This window comes from Ruegeria sp. YS9, assembly GCF_024628725.1.
Lineage (GTDB): Bacteria > Pseudomonadota > Alphaproteobacteria > Rhodobacterales > Rhodobacteraceae > Ruegeria > Ruegeria atlantica_C.
Map to the genome: position 1 here is coordinate 428,062 of NZ_CP102410.1, position 13,573 is coordinate 441,634.

Annotated in this window: 13 protein-coding genes; 6 read left to right on the plus strand and 7 right to left on the minus strand. The window is 55.8% G+C overall.

Annotated elements, in window-relative coordinates:
- Nucleotides 1–10: 10 nt before the first annotated feature.
- Complete coding sequence (locus NOR97_RS18270) at nt 11–1,036, minus strand: LacI family DNA-binding transcriptional regulator (protein ID WP_170345410.1); 1,026 nt, start codon at nt 1,034–1,036, stop codon at nt 11–13.
- Between the two features lie 348 nt (nt 1,037–1,384).
- On the opposite strand from NOR97_RS18270, the gene NOR97_RS18275 reads away from it, so the two are divergent.
- On the plus strand, nt 1,385–2,605 hold the full coding sequence (locus NOR97_RS18275; protein ID WP_257600942.1) for an adenylate/guanylate cyclase domain-containing protein: 1,221 nt from the start codon (nt 1,385–1,387) through the stop codon (nt 2,603–2,605).
- Nucleotides 2,606–2,832: 227 nt separating this feature from the next.
- On the opposite strand, the gene NOR97_RS18280 is transcribed toward NOR97_RS18275, so the two are convergent.
- The 3 genes from NOR97_RS18280 to NOR97_RS18290 form a co-directional block, all read right to left on the minus strand.
- Entirely contained in the window at nt 2,833–3,744 is a 912-nt protein-coding gene (locus NOR97_RS18280) for a PhzF family phenazine biosynthesis protein (RefSeq protein ID WP_171364353.1), read from the minus strand.
- Between the two features lie 55 nt (nt 3,745–3,799).
- Nucleotides 3,800–4,780 carry an alpha/beta fold hydrolase gene (locus tag NOR97_RS18285; RefSeq protein WP_257600943.1) on the minus strand — a complete coding sequence of 327 codons (981 nt, stop codon included), beginning with the start codon at nt 4,778–4,780 and terminating at the stop codon, nt 3,800–3,802.
- A gap of 68 nt (nt 4,781–4,848) precedes the next feature.
- Complete coding sequence (locus NOR97_RS18290; RefSeq protein WP_257600945.1) at nt 4,849–5,475, minus strand: pyridoxamine 5'-phosphate oxidase family protein; 627 nt, start codon at nt 5,473–5,475, stop codon at nt 4,849–4,851.
- Nucleotides 5,476–5,592: 117 nt separating this feature from the next.
- Between NOR97_RS18290 and NOR97_RS18295 the strand changes: the two genes are divergently transcribed.
- The gene (locus NOR97_RS18295; RefSeq protein WP_257600946.1) at nt 5,593–6,516 is read left to right on the plus strand and encodes a LysR family transcriptional regulator; all 924 of its coding nucleotides are present in this window, start codon (nt 5,593–5,595) and stop codon (nt 6,514–6,516) included.
- Nucleotides 6,517–6,756: 240 nt separating this feature from the next.
- Here the strand turns inward: NOR97_RS18295 and NOR97_RS18300 are convergent, their stop codons facing one another.
- The 3 genes from NOR97_RS18300 to NOR97_RS18310 all read right to left on the minus strand — a co-directional run bounded on the left by NOR97_RS18300 (nt 6,757) and on the right by NOR97_RS18310 (nt 9,902).
- Complete coding sequence (locus tag NOR97_RS18300; protein WP_170345405.1) at nt 6,757–7,404, minus strand: response regulator transcription factor; 648 nt, start codon at nt 7,402–7,404, stop codon at nt 6,757–6,759.
- Nucleotides 7,401–8,543, minus strand: a complete 1,143-nt coding sequence (locus tag NOR97_RS18305) for a sensor histidine kinase (protein ID WP_257600947.1) — start codon at nt 8,541–8,543, stop codon at nt 7,401–7,403. The genes NOR97_RS18300 and NOR97_RS18305 overlap by 4 nt, the downstream gene beginning before the upstream one ends.
- Nucleotides 8,544–9,056: 513 nt before the next feature.
- Nucleotides 9,057–9,902 (minus strand): LysR family transcriptional regulator, encoded by an 846-nt coding sequence (locus NOR97_RS18310; RefSeq protein ID WP_257600949.1) that lies wholly within the window; start codon nt 9,900–9,902, stop codon nt 9,057–9,059.
- Nucleotides 9,903–9,988: 86 nt separating this feature from the next.
- Between NOR97_RS18310 and NOR97_RS18315 the strand changes: the two genes are divergently transcribed.
- The 4 genes from NOR97_RS18315 (at nt 9,989) to NOR97_RS18330 (ending at nt 13,426) form a co-directional block, all read left to right on the plus strand.
- Nucleotides 9,989–10,456 (plus strand): cytochrome c, encoded by a 468-nt coding sequence (locus tag NOR97_RS18315; protein WP_257600950.1) that lies wholly within the window; start codon nt 9,989–9,991, stop codon nt 10,454–10,456.
- 13 nt (nt 10,457–10,469) lie between these two features.
- On the plus strand, nt 10,470–11,378 hold the full coding sequence (locus NOR97_RS18320; RefSeq protein ID WP_257600951.1) for a cytochrome c: 909 nt from the start codon (nt 10,470–10,472) through the stop codon (nt 11,376–11,378).
- Nucleotides 11,379–11,542: 164 nt separating this feature from the next.
- Nucleotides 11,543–12,433, plus strand: a complete 891-nt coding sequence (locus tag NOR97_RS18325) for a cation diffusion facilitator family transporter (RefSeq protein WP_306980197.1) — start codon at nt 11,543–11,545, stop codon at nt 12,431–12,433.
- Between the two features lie 156 nt (nt 12,434–12,589).
- Complete coding sequence (locus NOR97_RS18330; protein ID WP_216597847.1) at nt 12,590–13,426, plus strand: hypothetical protein; 837 nt, start codon at nt 12,590–12,592, stop codon at nt 13,424–13,426.
- Nucleotides 13,427–13,573: the final 147 nt, after the last annotated feature.

Below are 13,573 nucleotides of genomic sequence, written 5' to 3' on the forward strand. Positions count from 1 at the left end.
AAAAATGAAGCTACGCAGAATCCCTCAAAACCAGTCGTGCGGGGAATAACGTTTCCGATCGCGCCTGAAGTTTCCCGCCACTTTCAATGAGTTGGAACAGGGTTTCAACACTGCGCGCCGCTACATTATCATAGTCATGCGCTGCCGTTGTCAGGGATGGACATGTAAATTTTGCGAACGGGTGCCCATCATTCGAAGCTACACGCAACGTGCAATCCTCTTTCCGACCGACCCGAATCCCCTGTTCGTAGCAAGCGGCAAGAAAGCCGATGGCGAGCCGGTCATTGCTACACAGAACCGAGTTCGTCCTCAATTGACCTTCCTCCAAGATCTTCATCGTGCCTCTGTGTCCAATTTCTTCAAACGCCCAACCTTTGCCATCAACCTTGAGAATATGCGGCTCATGTCCGAGGCGCTCCATGATTTCGACATACGCCTTGCGCCGTTTGTTGGCATTGGGGTTTGCGGGTGTTCGCATTTCGAAGAAGGACGGGGGTTCACCAGTGCGGGTCATGTATTCGACGGTTTGCGACACAAAGCTAAAGTTATCCGATCCGACAAAGGCTGCTCCCAGACCATCAAGATTGCTGTCGAACAGAACGGTCGGCACATTGGCACAGAATTTCTCGATCGCAGATCTGTCCGAAATTCGGCCCAAAGGGGCCAAAAGAACACCGGCGGGTTTCATCGATTGCAAGCCGTCCAGAATTTCGTTCTCCAGCTTCTGCTCGCCATGAGAGCTGAACAGGGACGGCCGATAACCTGCCGCAATGCAACTTTGTTCCAGATAGCGTGCAATCTCGACAAAGAACGGGTCCGCCAGATAGGGCACGACGATTCCGATATTCTTGGTAAGCTTCCGGTTCTGGTTCACCGCGTAAATGTTGGGGCGATAGTCGAACCGTTCCAGCGCCTCTTCAATTCGGGCCCGCGTCGTGGGGCGAACGCTGTCGGGATCGTGAAAGTATTTGGAAACCGTAGGGCGCGAGATGCCGCTGAGCGCTGCAAACTCTTCCATGTTCTTTATCTTGGTCATGCCAGTCTGCCTGCTGGTATTGTTCGTCGTGAACTTATCATAGATTTACATATTCTTTGCGCGCGCTAATAAATCAATAGCCAGAGCGGCCTCGTGCTACCAGCGTGCGACAAGGCGTTCAAAGGGTTTCGAGAGCGACGCCAGTCTTTTGGCAAGATTCATTCAAATTGATGACAAGGCTGGCGAAACGTACCCAGGAAGGTCTGTGTGTAGCTTGGCCGGCGCTTACGGCCGAGAACTGTGGACTGAACAGCAGGCTTGGACGGGGTAAGAAAAAGGCTAGAATATTATGATCGAACACTAAACCCAAATTCTTGACGATCTTATCTAAGCGATTGGTTTTAAACTATGGATGCTATTGCCCAACTGACCAATTGGATGATTGCCGAGGGGCGTCGTTCGGATGACCCGGAAAAAGTTGTGTCATATTTCTGTTCGTCTCTGATCGAGGCGGGTGTGCCGCTCTGGCGGGTCAATATCGGTCAGCGTTTCGCCAATCCGCTGCTCATCGCATGGGGGATCGTCTGGACACCGGATGGCACCGAAAGCTATGACGTGACACATGAGACCATGCTGACGGATGGGTATGTCGGCAGCTCATTCGAGTACATTCTTGAACATCGGAAGCCACTTCACAAAAGTCTGCGGCAATTGAACCCCAGGACTGAGCACTCATCATATCTTGATTTCGCTGAGCTGGGTGGCACCGATTACTATGCTACGTTGCTTTATTACGGAGACGGATCGCTGCACGGCTGTACTTTTGTCACCCGGTCGCCAGACGGGTTCTCGCCCCAGAATCTGAAAATGATAGAGGATGCACTGCCCGCTCTGTCCTCTGCTCTTGAACCTGTCACGATGCGCAAGTCGTCCAAAGGCCTTCTGAGAACCTATCTTGGCGATGGGCCTTCTGATGCTGTGTGGAACGGGCGGATCAAGCGAGGGGAACGCACGACCCTTGATGCAGTTGTCATGTTTTCTGACCTTCGTGGTTTCACCGCTCTTTCGGACAGGACATCCGAAGAAGACGTTTTCGACATGTTGAGTGGATACTTCGATCTGGTTGTACAGTCTGTCGAAGAGAATGGCGGCGACATTCTCAAGTTCATGGGAGACGGCATTCTGTCGATATTCACTGTCGCGACACAGGAAGATTTGAACGACCAATGCAAAAGGGCAGCACGGGCTGCTCAAAGCGTATTGACCGGTTTGGCCGCACTGAACCATCGCCGCGATGAGGCTCAGAAGCCGCCGTTGGACATAGGCATCGGGATCAATGTCGGGCAGGTCAGCTATGGCAATATCGGCAGTCCCGGCAGGCTGGATTTCACTGTTCTGGGTAGAGCGGTCAACCTTGCAAGCCGTATCGAGGGGTTGACGAAATCCCTGGGTCACAGAGTTCTGGCGACGTCAGCGGTTGCCGCTGCTTCGCCCGACCTGTTCACGGCTTGTGGGTTTCACGAAGTGCGAGGGCTTGCCGGATCCATCGAGTTGTATTCGCTCGTCGACAAGGAGCATCAAGGCAGCCCCATGCCAGATCGCCGCATTGACCCGGACAACACGGATTGAGAGCGGTAAGCTTCTACCTTGTCCGCAAAGGCCGGCTTCGATTTGGGCTGAGGGCGGCCAGGCATGCGCACTGCAAAGATCGGCAGCGCGCAGTCCGGTCCATGGAATCGGGCCTCGCCCTGCGCTGAGTATGGTGCCGTCGCTGGACCCTTGGACGAGACGTATTCGAGTTCAAGGATCTGGGTGCAACCGAGACCGGTGCTGCGGACACACCTGGCATTTTCGCGTCACAAGGCAATCCGGGCCGAGGTCATGGCTTTTCCGTAACCACCGGCCATGAGGCCCGTGATTGCACCGTTCTCGATGTCCAGATCGACCTTTATCAGGCTCGGGCTCGCCGGCTTCATAAACACCCCTTGTTCAATTTCAAATGATCGCTGAGACGTGCCGCCAAAATCATGCAACACGCATGCAAGTGGCCCGGCCGCCATCCCCGTGGCGGCTTCTTCATCTATCGCGTATCTGGGTGCGAACATACGGGTTGTGGCGTCTCGGCTTGTTGCTGAGGGGTCCTTTGTGAACACATAGTAACCAATCAGATCCAGTTGCTCGCTGATTTGCTTGATTTTGGCGAAATCCGGTCTGACCTTGGCAAGGCCTGCCGCATCAGAAAGACCGACAACGATGAAGCTGTTGCCGGTGTTGACTAAAACCGGCGCAAACCTCTGATCCAGATCAGCATTGTCGATCCCGAGAGAGCACAGTACATCGTCGAGTTTCACGCCCTTTTCGATCCATTCCTGAGCCCCCCAATAGCGTGGGGCCAATTGTTCCATATAGGCGGCGCCGTCTTTCACGAGTATGCGCCTGGGGCCATCAACAGTTTCCTTGGACGTATCGGGTTTGGGAATCCGGCCTAGCGCATCGAGGTGAGAGAAGGCGGCGATTGTTGCATGACCGCAATGAGCGATGCGCCGGTTCGGTGTGAAGAAATCCAGCTTGAAGCCTTCCGTTTCGGAGCGAGAGACAAACGCCGTCTCGGACAATCCAACCCTTGCCGCCACGGTTTGCATATCTCGTTCGCTCAGATCATCAGCGTCCAGGACGACACCTGCGGGATTTCCTCCGGTGCCACCGTCGACAAACCCGTGCACGATTTCAACCGTGACTTCCTTGGCAGTGTTTGCTTGCGTGTTCATTGATCGTCTCCAAACATGAGGCCGCGCCCTTGATCGAGGCGCGGCCAGTTGCGCATCAGTTGCCGGCGGCGGTTATACGGTTCAGGAATGCAGTCATCTGTTCCGCAATCTCGGGCCCGTATTCTTCCAGCGCGAAGTGTCCGGTATCAAGCAGATGAAACTCAAGGTCTTTCAGGTCGCGCTGATAGGGCAGGGCGCCTTCGGCCGGAAAGATGTGATCGTTCTTACCCCACATCAGCAGCGCCGGGGGTTGATGCTCGCGAAACAACGCCTGCCATTTCGGGTACTCGGCAACGTTGGTGCCGTAATCCAGGAAAAGTTCAAGCTGAACCTCCTGATTGCCATCGCGATCAAGCAGGTATTGGACGTGCCAATAGTTGTCCGGGCTGATCCGTTCCGGCCTTTGTACACCGTGGGTGAACTGCCACTTGGTCGCATCCAGAGTAAGAAATCCACGAAGCTGGTCGCCATTCTCTTTCGAGGGGTCGGCCCAATAGGCTTTGATCGGGTCCCAGAATTCTCGCAGCCCTTCCTCATACGCATTGCCGTTCTGAATGACGAAGCCGGTAACCCGTTCGGGCTGTTCCGCAAACATCCGGAATCCAACCGGGGCACCATAGTCCATCAGATAGACCGCGTATTGATCGACACCCTTTCGATCCAGCAGGGACGTCATGATTTCGGCGATATTCGCAAAGGAATACTCGAAGTCTTCGGCTTGCGGCATGTCCGACGCCCCAAATCCGGGAAAGTCGGGCGCGATCACGTGATAATGCCTGGCCAGCTCGGGGATAAGGTTGCGGAACATATGTGACGAGGTCGGAAAACCATGAAGCAACAGGACGGTTGGCCTGTTCGGGTCTCCGGCCTCACGATAGGCGATATTGACCTCGCCGATTTTTTCTGCGCGGAAATTGACCGCTTGGGTGGCTTCAATGCCGATCTCATTGGCGATTGCAGGGGCCGGAGCGAATGGCACCGCGATGGTAAGCGCGAGCAGACTGGCGCTCAGGGTGGATTTCAGATTGCGCGACATGGGTGTTTCCTTTCTTGGGGTTCTTGGGGTTCTTGGGGCGCGTCTGAACGCGCGGGGTTCAGCATCGATCAGCGTTGCTGGCCGGGCTTTTCTTTTTGATCTGCGTTTCGAGCTTTCAGTTCCGCCAATTCATCGCGAAGCGGTGCCAGATACTCTTCAAACTCTTCTAGGGTCAGGCGTTGGGGGATGTGCTGCGGGCAGTTCCAGTCCATCGCTTCAAGCTTGATCACAATGGCCCGCTCTGGGTGGCCCCTGTAATTCGGGTCATGCAAACGTTGCATCAGGGCCGGATCATCTGCGCCATCAACAAGTTTCGCCCGGCCCCAGATCTTGAGGCGTCTCCGGTTGGGATAGTCCATCAGGATCAGAGAAACGCGGTCGTTGTTCAGCAGGTTACCTGCGCTCAGATATTGCCGGTTGCCGCGAAAATCCGCGTAGGCCAGCGTCCGTTCATCCAGCACTTTCAGAAAGCCTGCCGGTCCGCCGCGAAATTGAACATAAGGCCAGCCGGTTTCAGAGACGGTCGCCTGATAGAAGCCGTCCCTTTGTGCGATGAAGCTGGCCTCGACCGGGCTGATGAGGTCTTCCTGTTCGGCGCCGGCCAGAAACTTTGCATAGCCTTCAGCCGATCCGTTCCTGGCCTGTGTTGCACGTACGGAAGGCGTAAAACTGATTTCTGCAAAAGGACGTGACATTGAATTCTCCATCTCAGCCGGGCAGAGCCCTGGGGTTGAGGTGAAGCTAGTCAAAGCTTTGGTGTTGCAGAATATCCCTATTTGGCAATATATTATTCCGAAATATGGAATAGTCGTTTGGATAGATTTCACGCTCTGAGCGTTTTTGTGAAGGTGGCCGAGTTGAAAGGCTTCGCTGCCGCAGCGCGCCACCTCAATATGTCGCCACCAACGGTAACCCGACTGGTCTCCATGCTGGAGGACAGCCTGGGGCTTCGCCTTTTTGTGCGCACCACGCGATCAGTCATGCTGACAGACAGCGGGCGAAGATTCCTTGAAGATGCCAGACGCATTCTGATGGATCTCGAGGAGGCAGAGCGTGCCGCCATCGGATCCTATGCCGAACCGACCGGGGAACTCAGTGTGACCGCATCGGTGTTGTTCGGCCGAATGTTCGTCAATCCGATTCTGGGAGAATTTCTGGAACTGCATCCAAAGCTCTCCGCGCGCACTCTTTATGTGGACCGTGTGGTCAATCTGATTGATGAGGGCCTCGACGTCGGCATCAGGATTGGAAACCTTGCAGATTCAAGCCTGATGGCCGTGAGATGCGGTGCGGTGAGGCAGGTCGTGTTTGCCGCTCCGGCATATCTCGATACGCGCGGCGAACCTGACACACCCGACGACCTGGCCAATCACGCCATCATTAATTCAACTGCCCTGCACCCCTCGGCCCAATGGCATTTTCAAAAGAGTGAGACGGTCGTGACAAAACGTGTAAGTCCGCGCATCAGCATGAACACCAATGATGCGGTGATCGAGCTGGCCCTGCAAGGGCATGGCATCGGGCGGCTCTTGTCCTATCAGGTGGCACCCTACCTTGGGGACGGGCGGCTCAGGACCGTTCTGAATTCGTATGAACCACCCGAGATCCCCATCCATCTTGTGCATCAAGAGGGCCGTACCGTGTCTGCAAAAGTGCGTGCATTTGTCGATTTTGCGGCCAAGCGTCTCAAATCAGATCCCTATTTGGACGGATTCCAACACAGGCCTGAGAGCTAGGCATTAGATCCGCCGAACCCCGCCAGCCGGTCGCTGCCAGAGCCGGATCACGGCCTGACCGGCAGATCACTCTGGGCATGCCCTGTGAGGTGAGTCCGCGCGAAACCTGCGAACATGCGCAACACAGCTTGCCACCGGACGGATTTGCGAGCACGAAACTGAAATTTCAGGTCCCGGGTACACACGCCTTTCGAAGCGATGGAGCCAGCATTGAGCATGCCATCACGTTTGACTGACGGCTTAGTCCGTCTTGCCCCAAGCATCGTGCGCGATCAGAGCGGCCTCGACCCGGTTTCGGGCGTGGAGCTTGGACAGGATTGCCGTCATGTAGTGTTTCACGGTTTTTTCCTGAAGATCCAGTTGATCTGCGATCTCCCGATTGCTCATCCCCTTCGCCACACGTCGAAGTATTTCTTCCTCGCGATGCGTAAGATCATCCAGGACATCACTATCCTTGGAATTCTCCGCCTCTCTGTTGATCTGAAGCAGCACGCGCGAGGCCAGCCCGGGCGACACGAATCCTTCGCCCGCGGCGATGCTGCGCAGTGAGGCGGTCAATTCGCTGGCTGTCACACCTTTGACGATGTAGCCGATTGCCCCGGCTTCCAAAGCATCCGCAACGTCACTGTTGTTTTCCGAGACCGTCAATATCGCGATGAATGGCGGGTTTGCCATAGCCGCGATTTTTCGCGTCGCATTTATGCCGCCCCCGGGCATCGAAAGATCGAGGATGGCGATGTCAGGTTGATGAATGCCGACAAGTGAAACTGCCTCATCCGCGCTCGAGCCGGCAGCGAGAACTTCGAAACCATCGGCTTCGTCCAATGTCCGGTGCAAACCGTCCCTGAAAATCGGGTGATCATCCGCTATTACGACAGATGTTGTCATGACGTACTCATCTTTCTGGGAAATAATGTCATTGTGACAGAGGTGCCTTTGCCAGGGCTTGACCAGACTTCGAACCTGCCACCGATACTCTCAACCCGATCTCGCAAACCCAGAAGCCCCTGGCCTCCATCGTCGCGCAGTACTTTTCCGTCCGAGGGGTCAAATCCGGGCCCGTCATCGTCGACATGAATGACGACCCGATCGTCATGCGCCTTGCAAATGACGGTGCATCGAGAATTCGGAGCATACCTGGCGGCATTGGAAAGCGTTTCCTGAAGGAACCGAAAAACACACAACTTGTCGGAGACGGACAACTCGATCGTCTGGCTTCCCTGAAGTGAAACTTCTGGCCGCAGCGGGCTGTGTTCCGAGTGATCTTCTATGGCTCTTTTCACCACATCAATCAGCGCCAGATTGTCGATGTCCGGAGCGGACAAGCCCCGCGACAACGCACGAATTTCGGCCAGGGACTTCTGCAAAGACTGTTGTATTTCCTCAGCTTCCGCAGGCTTTTCTGGCCTGTCCGAGAACGCCGCCTCCAACCTGAGGGCCGCAAGGGACAGGTATTGAGCTGGGCCGTCGTGAAGTTCTGAACCAAGTTTCTTCAGAAAGCGATCCGTTTGCGTGGCATATCGTTCCGACGCTTCGACCACGCGCGACCGCAGCCTGACGTTCTGCTCTGCCATCTGCTCGCTCTCTTTCAGGCGCCGCTCCAACAGGCGCCCCTGGCGTCGAATGGTGTTGTCACCGATTGCCACGATGGAAAACAGAACGATTGTACTTGCCGTAAACGCTGATCCGACGACCAGCCAGCTTGTCCGCCGGGCTCTGGCCATATCAACTTCCAGCTGTTCCGCTTTTTCATAAAACTCTGCAACTGCAATGATATCGCCCGACCAGAGTTCTCGGATCGGGCTGTACACTTCAAGCAGCGGGATCCCAAGTGCTGCTTCTGCGGCGCTTTCGGCATGGTCGAGATCTTCGAACGAACCCGAAATCTCTCCACTCCAGGCTCGGCTCAGATCGTCAGTCGGATCGAAACGGCTTCCAATGATGGTCGGATCCGACGCGTGCGCGATCACGCCGCCTTGCTTCCAAAACTTGAAGGACACAATGCGGTCACGCAGTGGCTGGGTCATGAATATTTCGTCCAGTGCCCGCCTTGCTTGATCGGAAAGACGATCCCCGTATGCAAGTTCCTGGCTGAGAGGGGATACGATGCTCTCCATATATAGCGCCGCGGAGTTGGCGGAGTTTTGGACAACTGCATTCTCGATCCGATTTGACACCCACACGCCAACTATCGCGGTGGCCGTTCCCATCACGACAATGCAGGCCGCAAGAAAAACTCGCGACAATGACCAATTGCGAACTGACAGATCGGAAATCTCGGGTCTCATTTCACGTCCAACTATGAACGACAATCCCTGTCCGCGCCACCGACCTTGGTCTGAACTCATAAGCGTTCGGTTTCAGAACTTGGCCCCTGTCATAACCCTTGTTCGCGCAATCGCGCAGACGGCGGACGGAAGGCACGCGTGGCCTTGCAGGAGCTAAACGGAGTTCGCCCGAACTCCGTCCAGACGATCAGCGCCTCGGCCCCGGAGCGTTTCTCGGAGGGGCCAAGCCTACTGGCGTAGTTTTTTGATATGTCACCCGGGCAGAGCAATGGACAGGCGTTCGACCAAAGCTCTTTGTACGATGGCAAATCTCGGAGTGCGCGCTATCTCGTCCAGTGTCGCCACCCACAGCGGAACGTCTATTCCGGGATCAATTTCTGACGACCGATGAAGCCGAGGATCCGCATTCCCAATAAACGAGGGCAGAAACGCTTTGCCCACCCCGGATGCCGCCATCTGCTGAAGCACCAAAAAGCTGTCTGCCCCGTTGGTCATCTCATCGGCGCTGACATGTTCGGCCAACCATTTGGCGGGAAGCGAGCGGCTCAACGCCCCATCAAGCCTCATCCATTTTCGGTTTGGGGAACCATCGTCAAAAACGCCGAATGACAATGTTCCCGCTCGTTCGCTGACAAGCCCTTCTTCAAGTTTGATCGAGGGTCGCACGGCGATGTCCGCAGTCAACCTCGACAGATCATGATGGCTGTTGCCACTTAACAAAGTCAGTTCCAAGCCGGGGTAAAGCCGCGATATCTCAGTCAATATTTGGGGCAGTACAAGCTGACAAAGGCTGTCCGTGGACGCAATGCGGACCTGACCCGCAGGGGACCGGTTTGCACCCACAATTGCCCGCTCTACGGAAAGTACCGCCTCTTCAACGCTTTCCATCGCCGAAAGAATTGCACTGGCCTCGGGCAGGGCGGTGTACCCTGACGGGTGTTTTTGAAAGATCACGCATCCAAAACGGTCTTCAAGCGCGGCGACTCTGCGCAGCACCGTTGCATGAGTAACACCCAGCGCCCCGGCAGCCGCATTCAGCGATCCGTGTTTCCTTACGGCCAGCGCGTACCGAAAATCATCCCAGTTTTGGTTGTGCATAAATTAACAAGTAACGATGAATAACAAACAATTACAAGAAAAAATGTTCAGGCTAGTATTCGACGCATTGAACAGGGAGACGCACAATGATGAAGAAAATCTCGGCCATTGCGGCAGGTTTGGTGTCGGTAGCCATCATTGGATCAGCCATCGCCCATGAAAGCGAAAATCCTGCGGTGAAGGCTCGGACCTCAATCATGCAGCTCTATGCCTTCAATCTTGGCACATTGGGCGGCATGGCCAAGGGAGAGGTTGAATATGATGCCGAGGCAGCAACCCGGGCCGCAAATAACCTGGTTGTTCTGACGCAGATCGATCAATCTGCGATGTGGCCTGCCGGATCCGACAATGCGTCCGACCCGTCCACCCGAGCCTTGCCAGCCATCTGGGAGAACTTCCCGGATGTAAGCGCAAAAGGTCAGGCCATGGCTGAAGCAGCCGTTGCGATGCAGGCGGCGGCAGGCCAGGATGTCGATGCCCTGAAGGCGGCGATGGGTGATCTGGGCGGATCGTGCTCGGCCTGTCACAAAGCTTACAGGGCGCCGAAAGACTAATGGAGCGCGGGCCATGCGGCGTTTGTTCATTTTCGCCGCAGGTATCGCTGTACTGGTCGGGCTGGTCGGTTTGGTGCTGACCCGTCCGAAAACAGTTGACCAGACACAACTGAACGGAATTGTCCCTGATCTCAGTCGAGGTGAGGCCGTGTTTTATGCGGCTGGATGCGCGTCCTGCCATTCTGCACCGAACTCAACGGGTGAGGAAAAGCTGGTGCTCGCTGGCGGCCGTCGGTTTGCGTCGGATTTCGGCACGTTCATAGCCCCGAACATATCCAGTGATCCGGTTACCGGCATCGGATCGTGGTCCGCATCGGATCTGGCCAATGCTCTGCTTCACGGGACCGGGCCCGAAGGACAGCACTATTTCCCCGCATTTCCCTATACGTCCTACGCCAACATGTCAGCCGAGGACGTTGTTTCACTGCATGCCTTCCTCGGCACTCTGCCGGCGGTTCCAACCCAAAGCGCAGCGCACGAGGTTGGCTTTCCCTTCAATTTTCGACGCGGGCTGGGCGGGTGGAAGCTGTTGTATCTGAAACCGGGCTGGGTTGTGCAAGGCGATCTGACTGACCAGCAAATTCAAGGCCGATACTTGGTAGAGGCGTTGGGACATTGCGCAGAATGTCACACGCCGCGCAACGCGCTAGGGGGCCTGAAACGCGATCTCTGGCTGACAGGTACACCAAACCCCAGCGGAAAGGGACGCATCCCCGGGCTGACTTCTGCCCAACTGGATTGGTCCGAGGCTGATATTGCCGAATATCTGAAATCCGGCTTCACGCCGGACTATGACAGCGCGGGTGGTGAGATGGTGGAAGTCATTGAAAACACATCCCGCCTTACGGATGACGACCGTCTGGCGATTGCGGCCTATCTCAAGGCCGTGCCCGCGTCACCGACAGGCTCGCCGTCAGAGTAACCCTCTTTGGCGCCATGCGGCCGATGCCAGATGTCCTTGCCAGCAGTCAGCACGAAGCCGCAAGGCCTATTCCCTTTTCGCCAAACTCCTGTTTTACGTTCTGGTCAACGGAGCGCAGCACACGCCCGCGTTTCTGTTCAGTATTGATTGAGAGTCGTGGCCAAATGACACAAAAAATCGCTCTTTGGTCCATTCCGATATCCCTGGCGGTACTGGCCCTGAAGCTGCTGGCCTGGTGGCTGACAGGTTCGGTGGCTTTGTTGTCGGACGCGATGGAATCCACCGTCAATGTCTTGGCGGCCCTGCTGGCTTATTTTGCGGTTCGGGTCGCAAACAAGCCCCCTGATGAAAACCACCCCTTTGGTCACAAGAAAGCCGAGTATCTTTCCGCCGTCGTCGAGGGCGTATTGATTGTGTTGGCGGCGTTCTTGATCATCAGAGAGGCCGTGCTGGCACTTCCCAATCCGCATCTTGAGGATGCGCCTTTTCTTGGAATCGCCGTCAATGTCATTGCAACGGGCGTGAATGGCGCATGGGCCTACTTGTTACTCAAAATCGGCAGGCGCGAGGGTTCGCCTGCATTGGAGGCAAGCTCGCGGCACATTCTTACTGATGTCATGACGTCAGCGGGTGTCATCGCGGGGCTCATACTTGCACTTGTCACCGGCTGGCTGATCCTTGACCCGATCCTAGCGATACTGGTCGCGCTGAACATCCTGTGGGAAGGTTGGAAAGTCATTCGTGCGTCCGTTGACGGGCTGATGGATGTAAGCCTTTCTGACCATGACTTGCAGGTTGTTTCCAGCACCATTGAAAGCAATCTGGGTGAAGCGCTGGAATATCACGACCTCAAGGGGCGTAGATCCGCGAATGTCATCTTCGTCGAGTTTCACCTCGTTGTGGACGGCGCAATGTCGGTCAGCGCGGCCCATGACATCTGCAATGAAATCGAACACGCATTGGAACGTCTTTATCCGGGCTCTGTCTTTTTCATTCATCTCGAACCCGATGACGAGTTGAAGGGCAACGGAGCAAAACCCAGCCAGGTTCCTTAAACCACTCGGTGCAATCGAATACGACGCAAGTCGTGGTCATGGATGGGACGTTCGGCCTGCAATTCATCAGACCTGAGCCCGATGTCGGGACGCAAAGCCCCGGATAATCTGTCACCGACACCATGAGATGGGTCGAACAGAACTGGAGGCGAAAGAATGAAACTTCAAGGAAAACTGGGCCAGCTTCTCAGCACCGCAGCACTGGCTTCGTTGATTGCCGCAACGCCTTACGCGCCGAAGTTTGACGCGGAAGGGCGCTTGCACCTTGAACCAGCCTATGCCTTTGCCAAAAGCGGCAGCGGAAAAGATGGGGATGGCGGCGATGACGATCGGGGGGATGATCGTGGCGGCGAACGGGACGACAACTCGGGGTCGGGCAACAGTGGTCGCGGGGGTGATCGCGACGACGACAGGGACGATGACCGCGACGACGACAGGGACGATGATCGCGACGACAATTCCGGATCCGGCAAAGGTGGTCGCGACGATGATGACGATGATGACGACGACGATGATGATGACTCGAAGCGGTCGAACCGAGGCAGCGGCAAAAAGGATCAATCCCGGTCAGGAGGCGGGTCATCGCGCACTGCCGGCGTAACCAAGGTTGAGACGAACGCCAACGGCATCGAAGTGCGTTATGCCGATGGAACCAAAGAAGAAATCGAAAACGGTCGGTATGAGAGAAAGAATGCTCAGAACCGCACTGTGGAAGAACGGCTGGCGACAGGCGCCGATGTCTCAAGGCTCCGGTCATTGGCAGATGGTATCTCCATCGACAACGTGCGCGCGTCCGGCCAAGGAGGTTCTGCGGGAAGCCGCCCGACGAAGGTTGAACGTCAGGGCAACAATATCGAAGTAAACTATGCCAATGGCTGGAAAGAAGAGATCGAGTTTGGCCGTTACGAATTGAAGGACCCGTTCAACCGAACCGTTGTCGAGAGAAATGCAACCGCCGCTGACCGCCGGAGATTGCAGGCGGCAGCCAACTAGGCAACAATAACAGGTCGAAAGACAAAAGGCGGCTTCTCATCGTCAGAGGCCGCCTTTTCCTATCGTCATTGCCGCCGGTTATTGGCGTACTGCATTGCGATCAAGGGCTTCTTGCCCAAAGTGCTGACGCAAGATCCCGCCTAATAC

Bases quoted from the DNA above. Each gene is read 5' to 3' on its own strand.
- NOR97_RS18290 (WP_257600945.1), bottom strand. From the start codon at position 5,475: ATGTCACGTCCTTTTGCAGAAATCAGTTTTACGCCTTCCGTACGTGCA.
- NOR97_RS18325 (WP_306980197.1), top strand. From the start codon at position 11,543: ATGACACAAAAAATCGCTCTTTGGTCCATTCCGATATCCCTGGCGGTA.
- NOR97_RS18275 (WP_257600942.1), top strand. From the start codon at position 1,385: ATGGATGCTATTGCCCAACTGACCAATTGGATGATTGCCGAGGGGCGT.
- NOR97_RS18305 (WP_257600947.1), bottom strand. From the start codon at position 8,543: ATGACCCAGCCACTGCGTGACCGCATTGTGTCCTTCAAGTTTTGGAAG.
- NOR97_RS18310 (WP_257600949.1), bottom strand. From the start codon at position 9,902: ATGCACAACCAAAACTGGGATGATTTTCGGTACGCGCTGGCCGTAAGG.
- NOR97_RS18315 (WP_257600950.1), top strand. From the start codon at position 9,989: ATGATGAAGAAAATCTCGGCCATTGCGGCAGGTTTGGTGTCGGTAGCC.
- NOR97_RS18270 (WP_170345410.1), bottom strand. From the start codon at position 1,036: ATGACCAAGATAAAGAACATGGAAGAGTTTGCAGCGCTCAGCGGCATC.
- NOR97_RS18285 (WP_257600943.1), bottom strand. From the start codon at position 4,780: ATGTCGCGCAATCTGAAATCCACCCTGAGCGCCAGTCTGCTCGCGCTT.
- NOR97_RS18330 (WP_216597847.1), top strand. From the start codon at position 12,590: ATGAAACTTCAAGGAAAACTGGGCCAGCTTCTCAGCACCGCAGCACTG.
- NOR97_RS18320 (WP_257600951.1), top strand. From the start codon at position 10,470: ATGCGGCGTTTGTTCATTTTCGCCGCAGGTATCGCTGTACTGGTCGGG.
- NOR97_RS18300 (WP_170345405.1), bottom strand. From the start codon at position 7,404: ATGACAACATCTGTCGTAATAGCGGATGATCACCCGATTTTCAGGGAC.
- NOR97_RS18280 (WP_171364353.1), bottom strand. From the start codon at position 3,744: ATGAACACGCAAGCAAACACTGCCAAGGAAGTCACGGTTGAAATCGTG.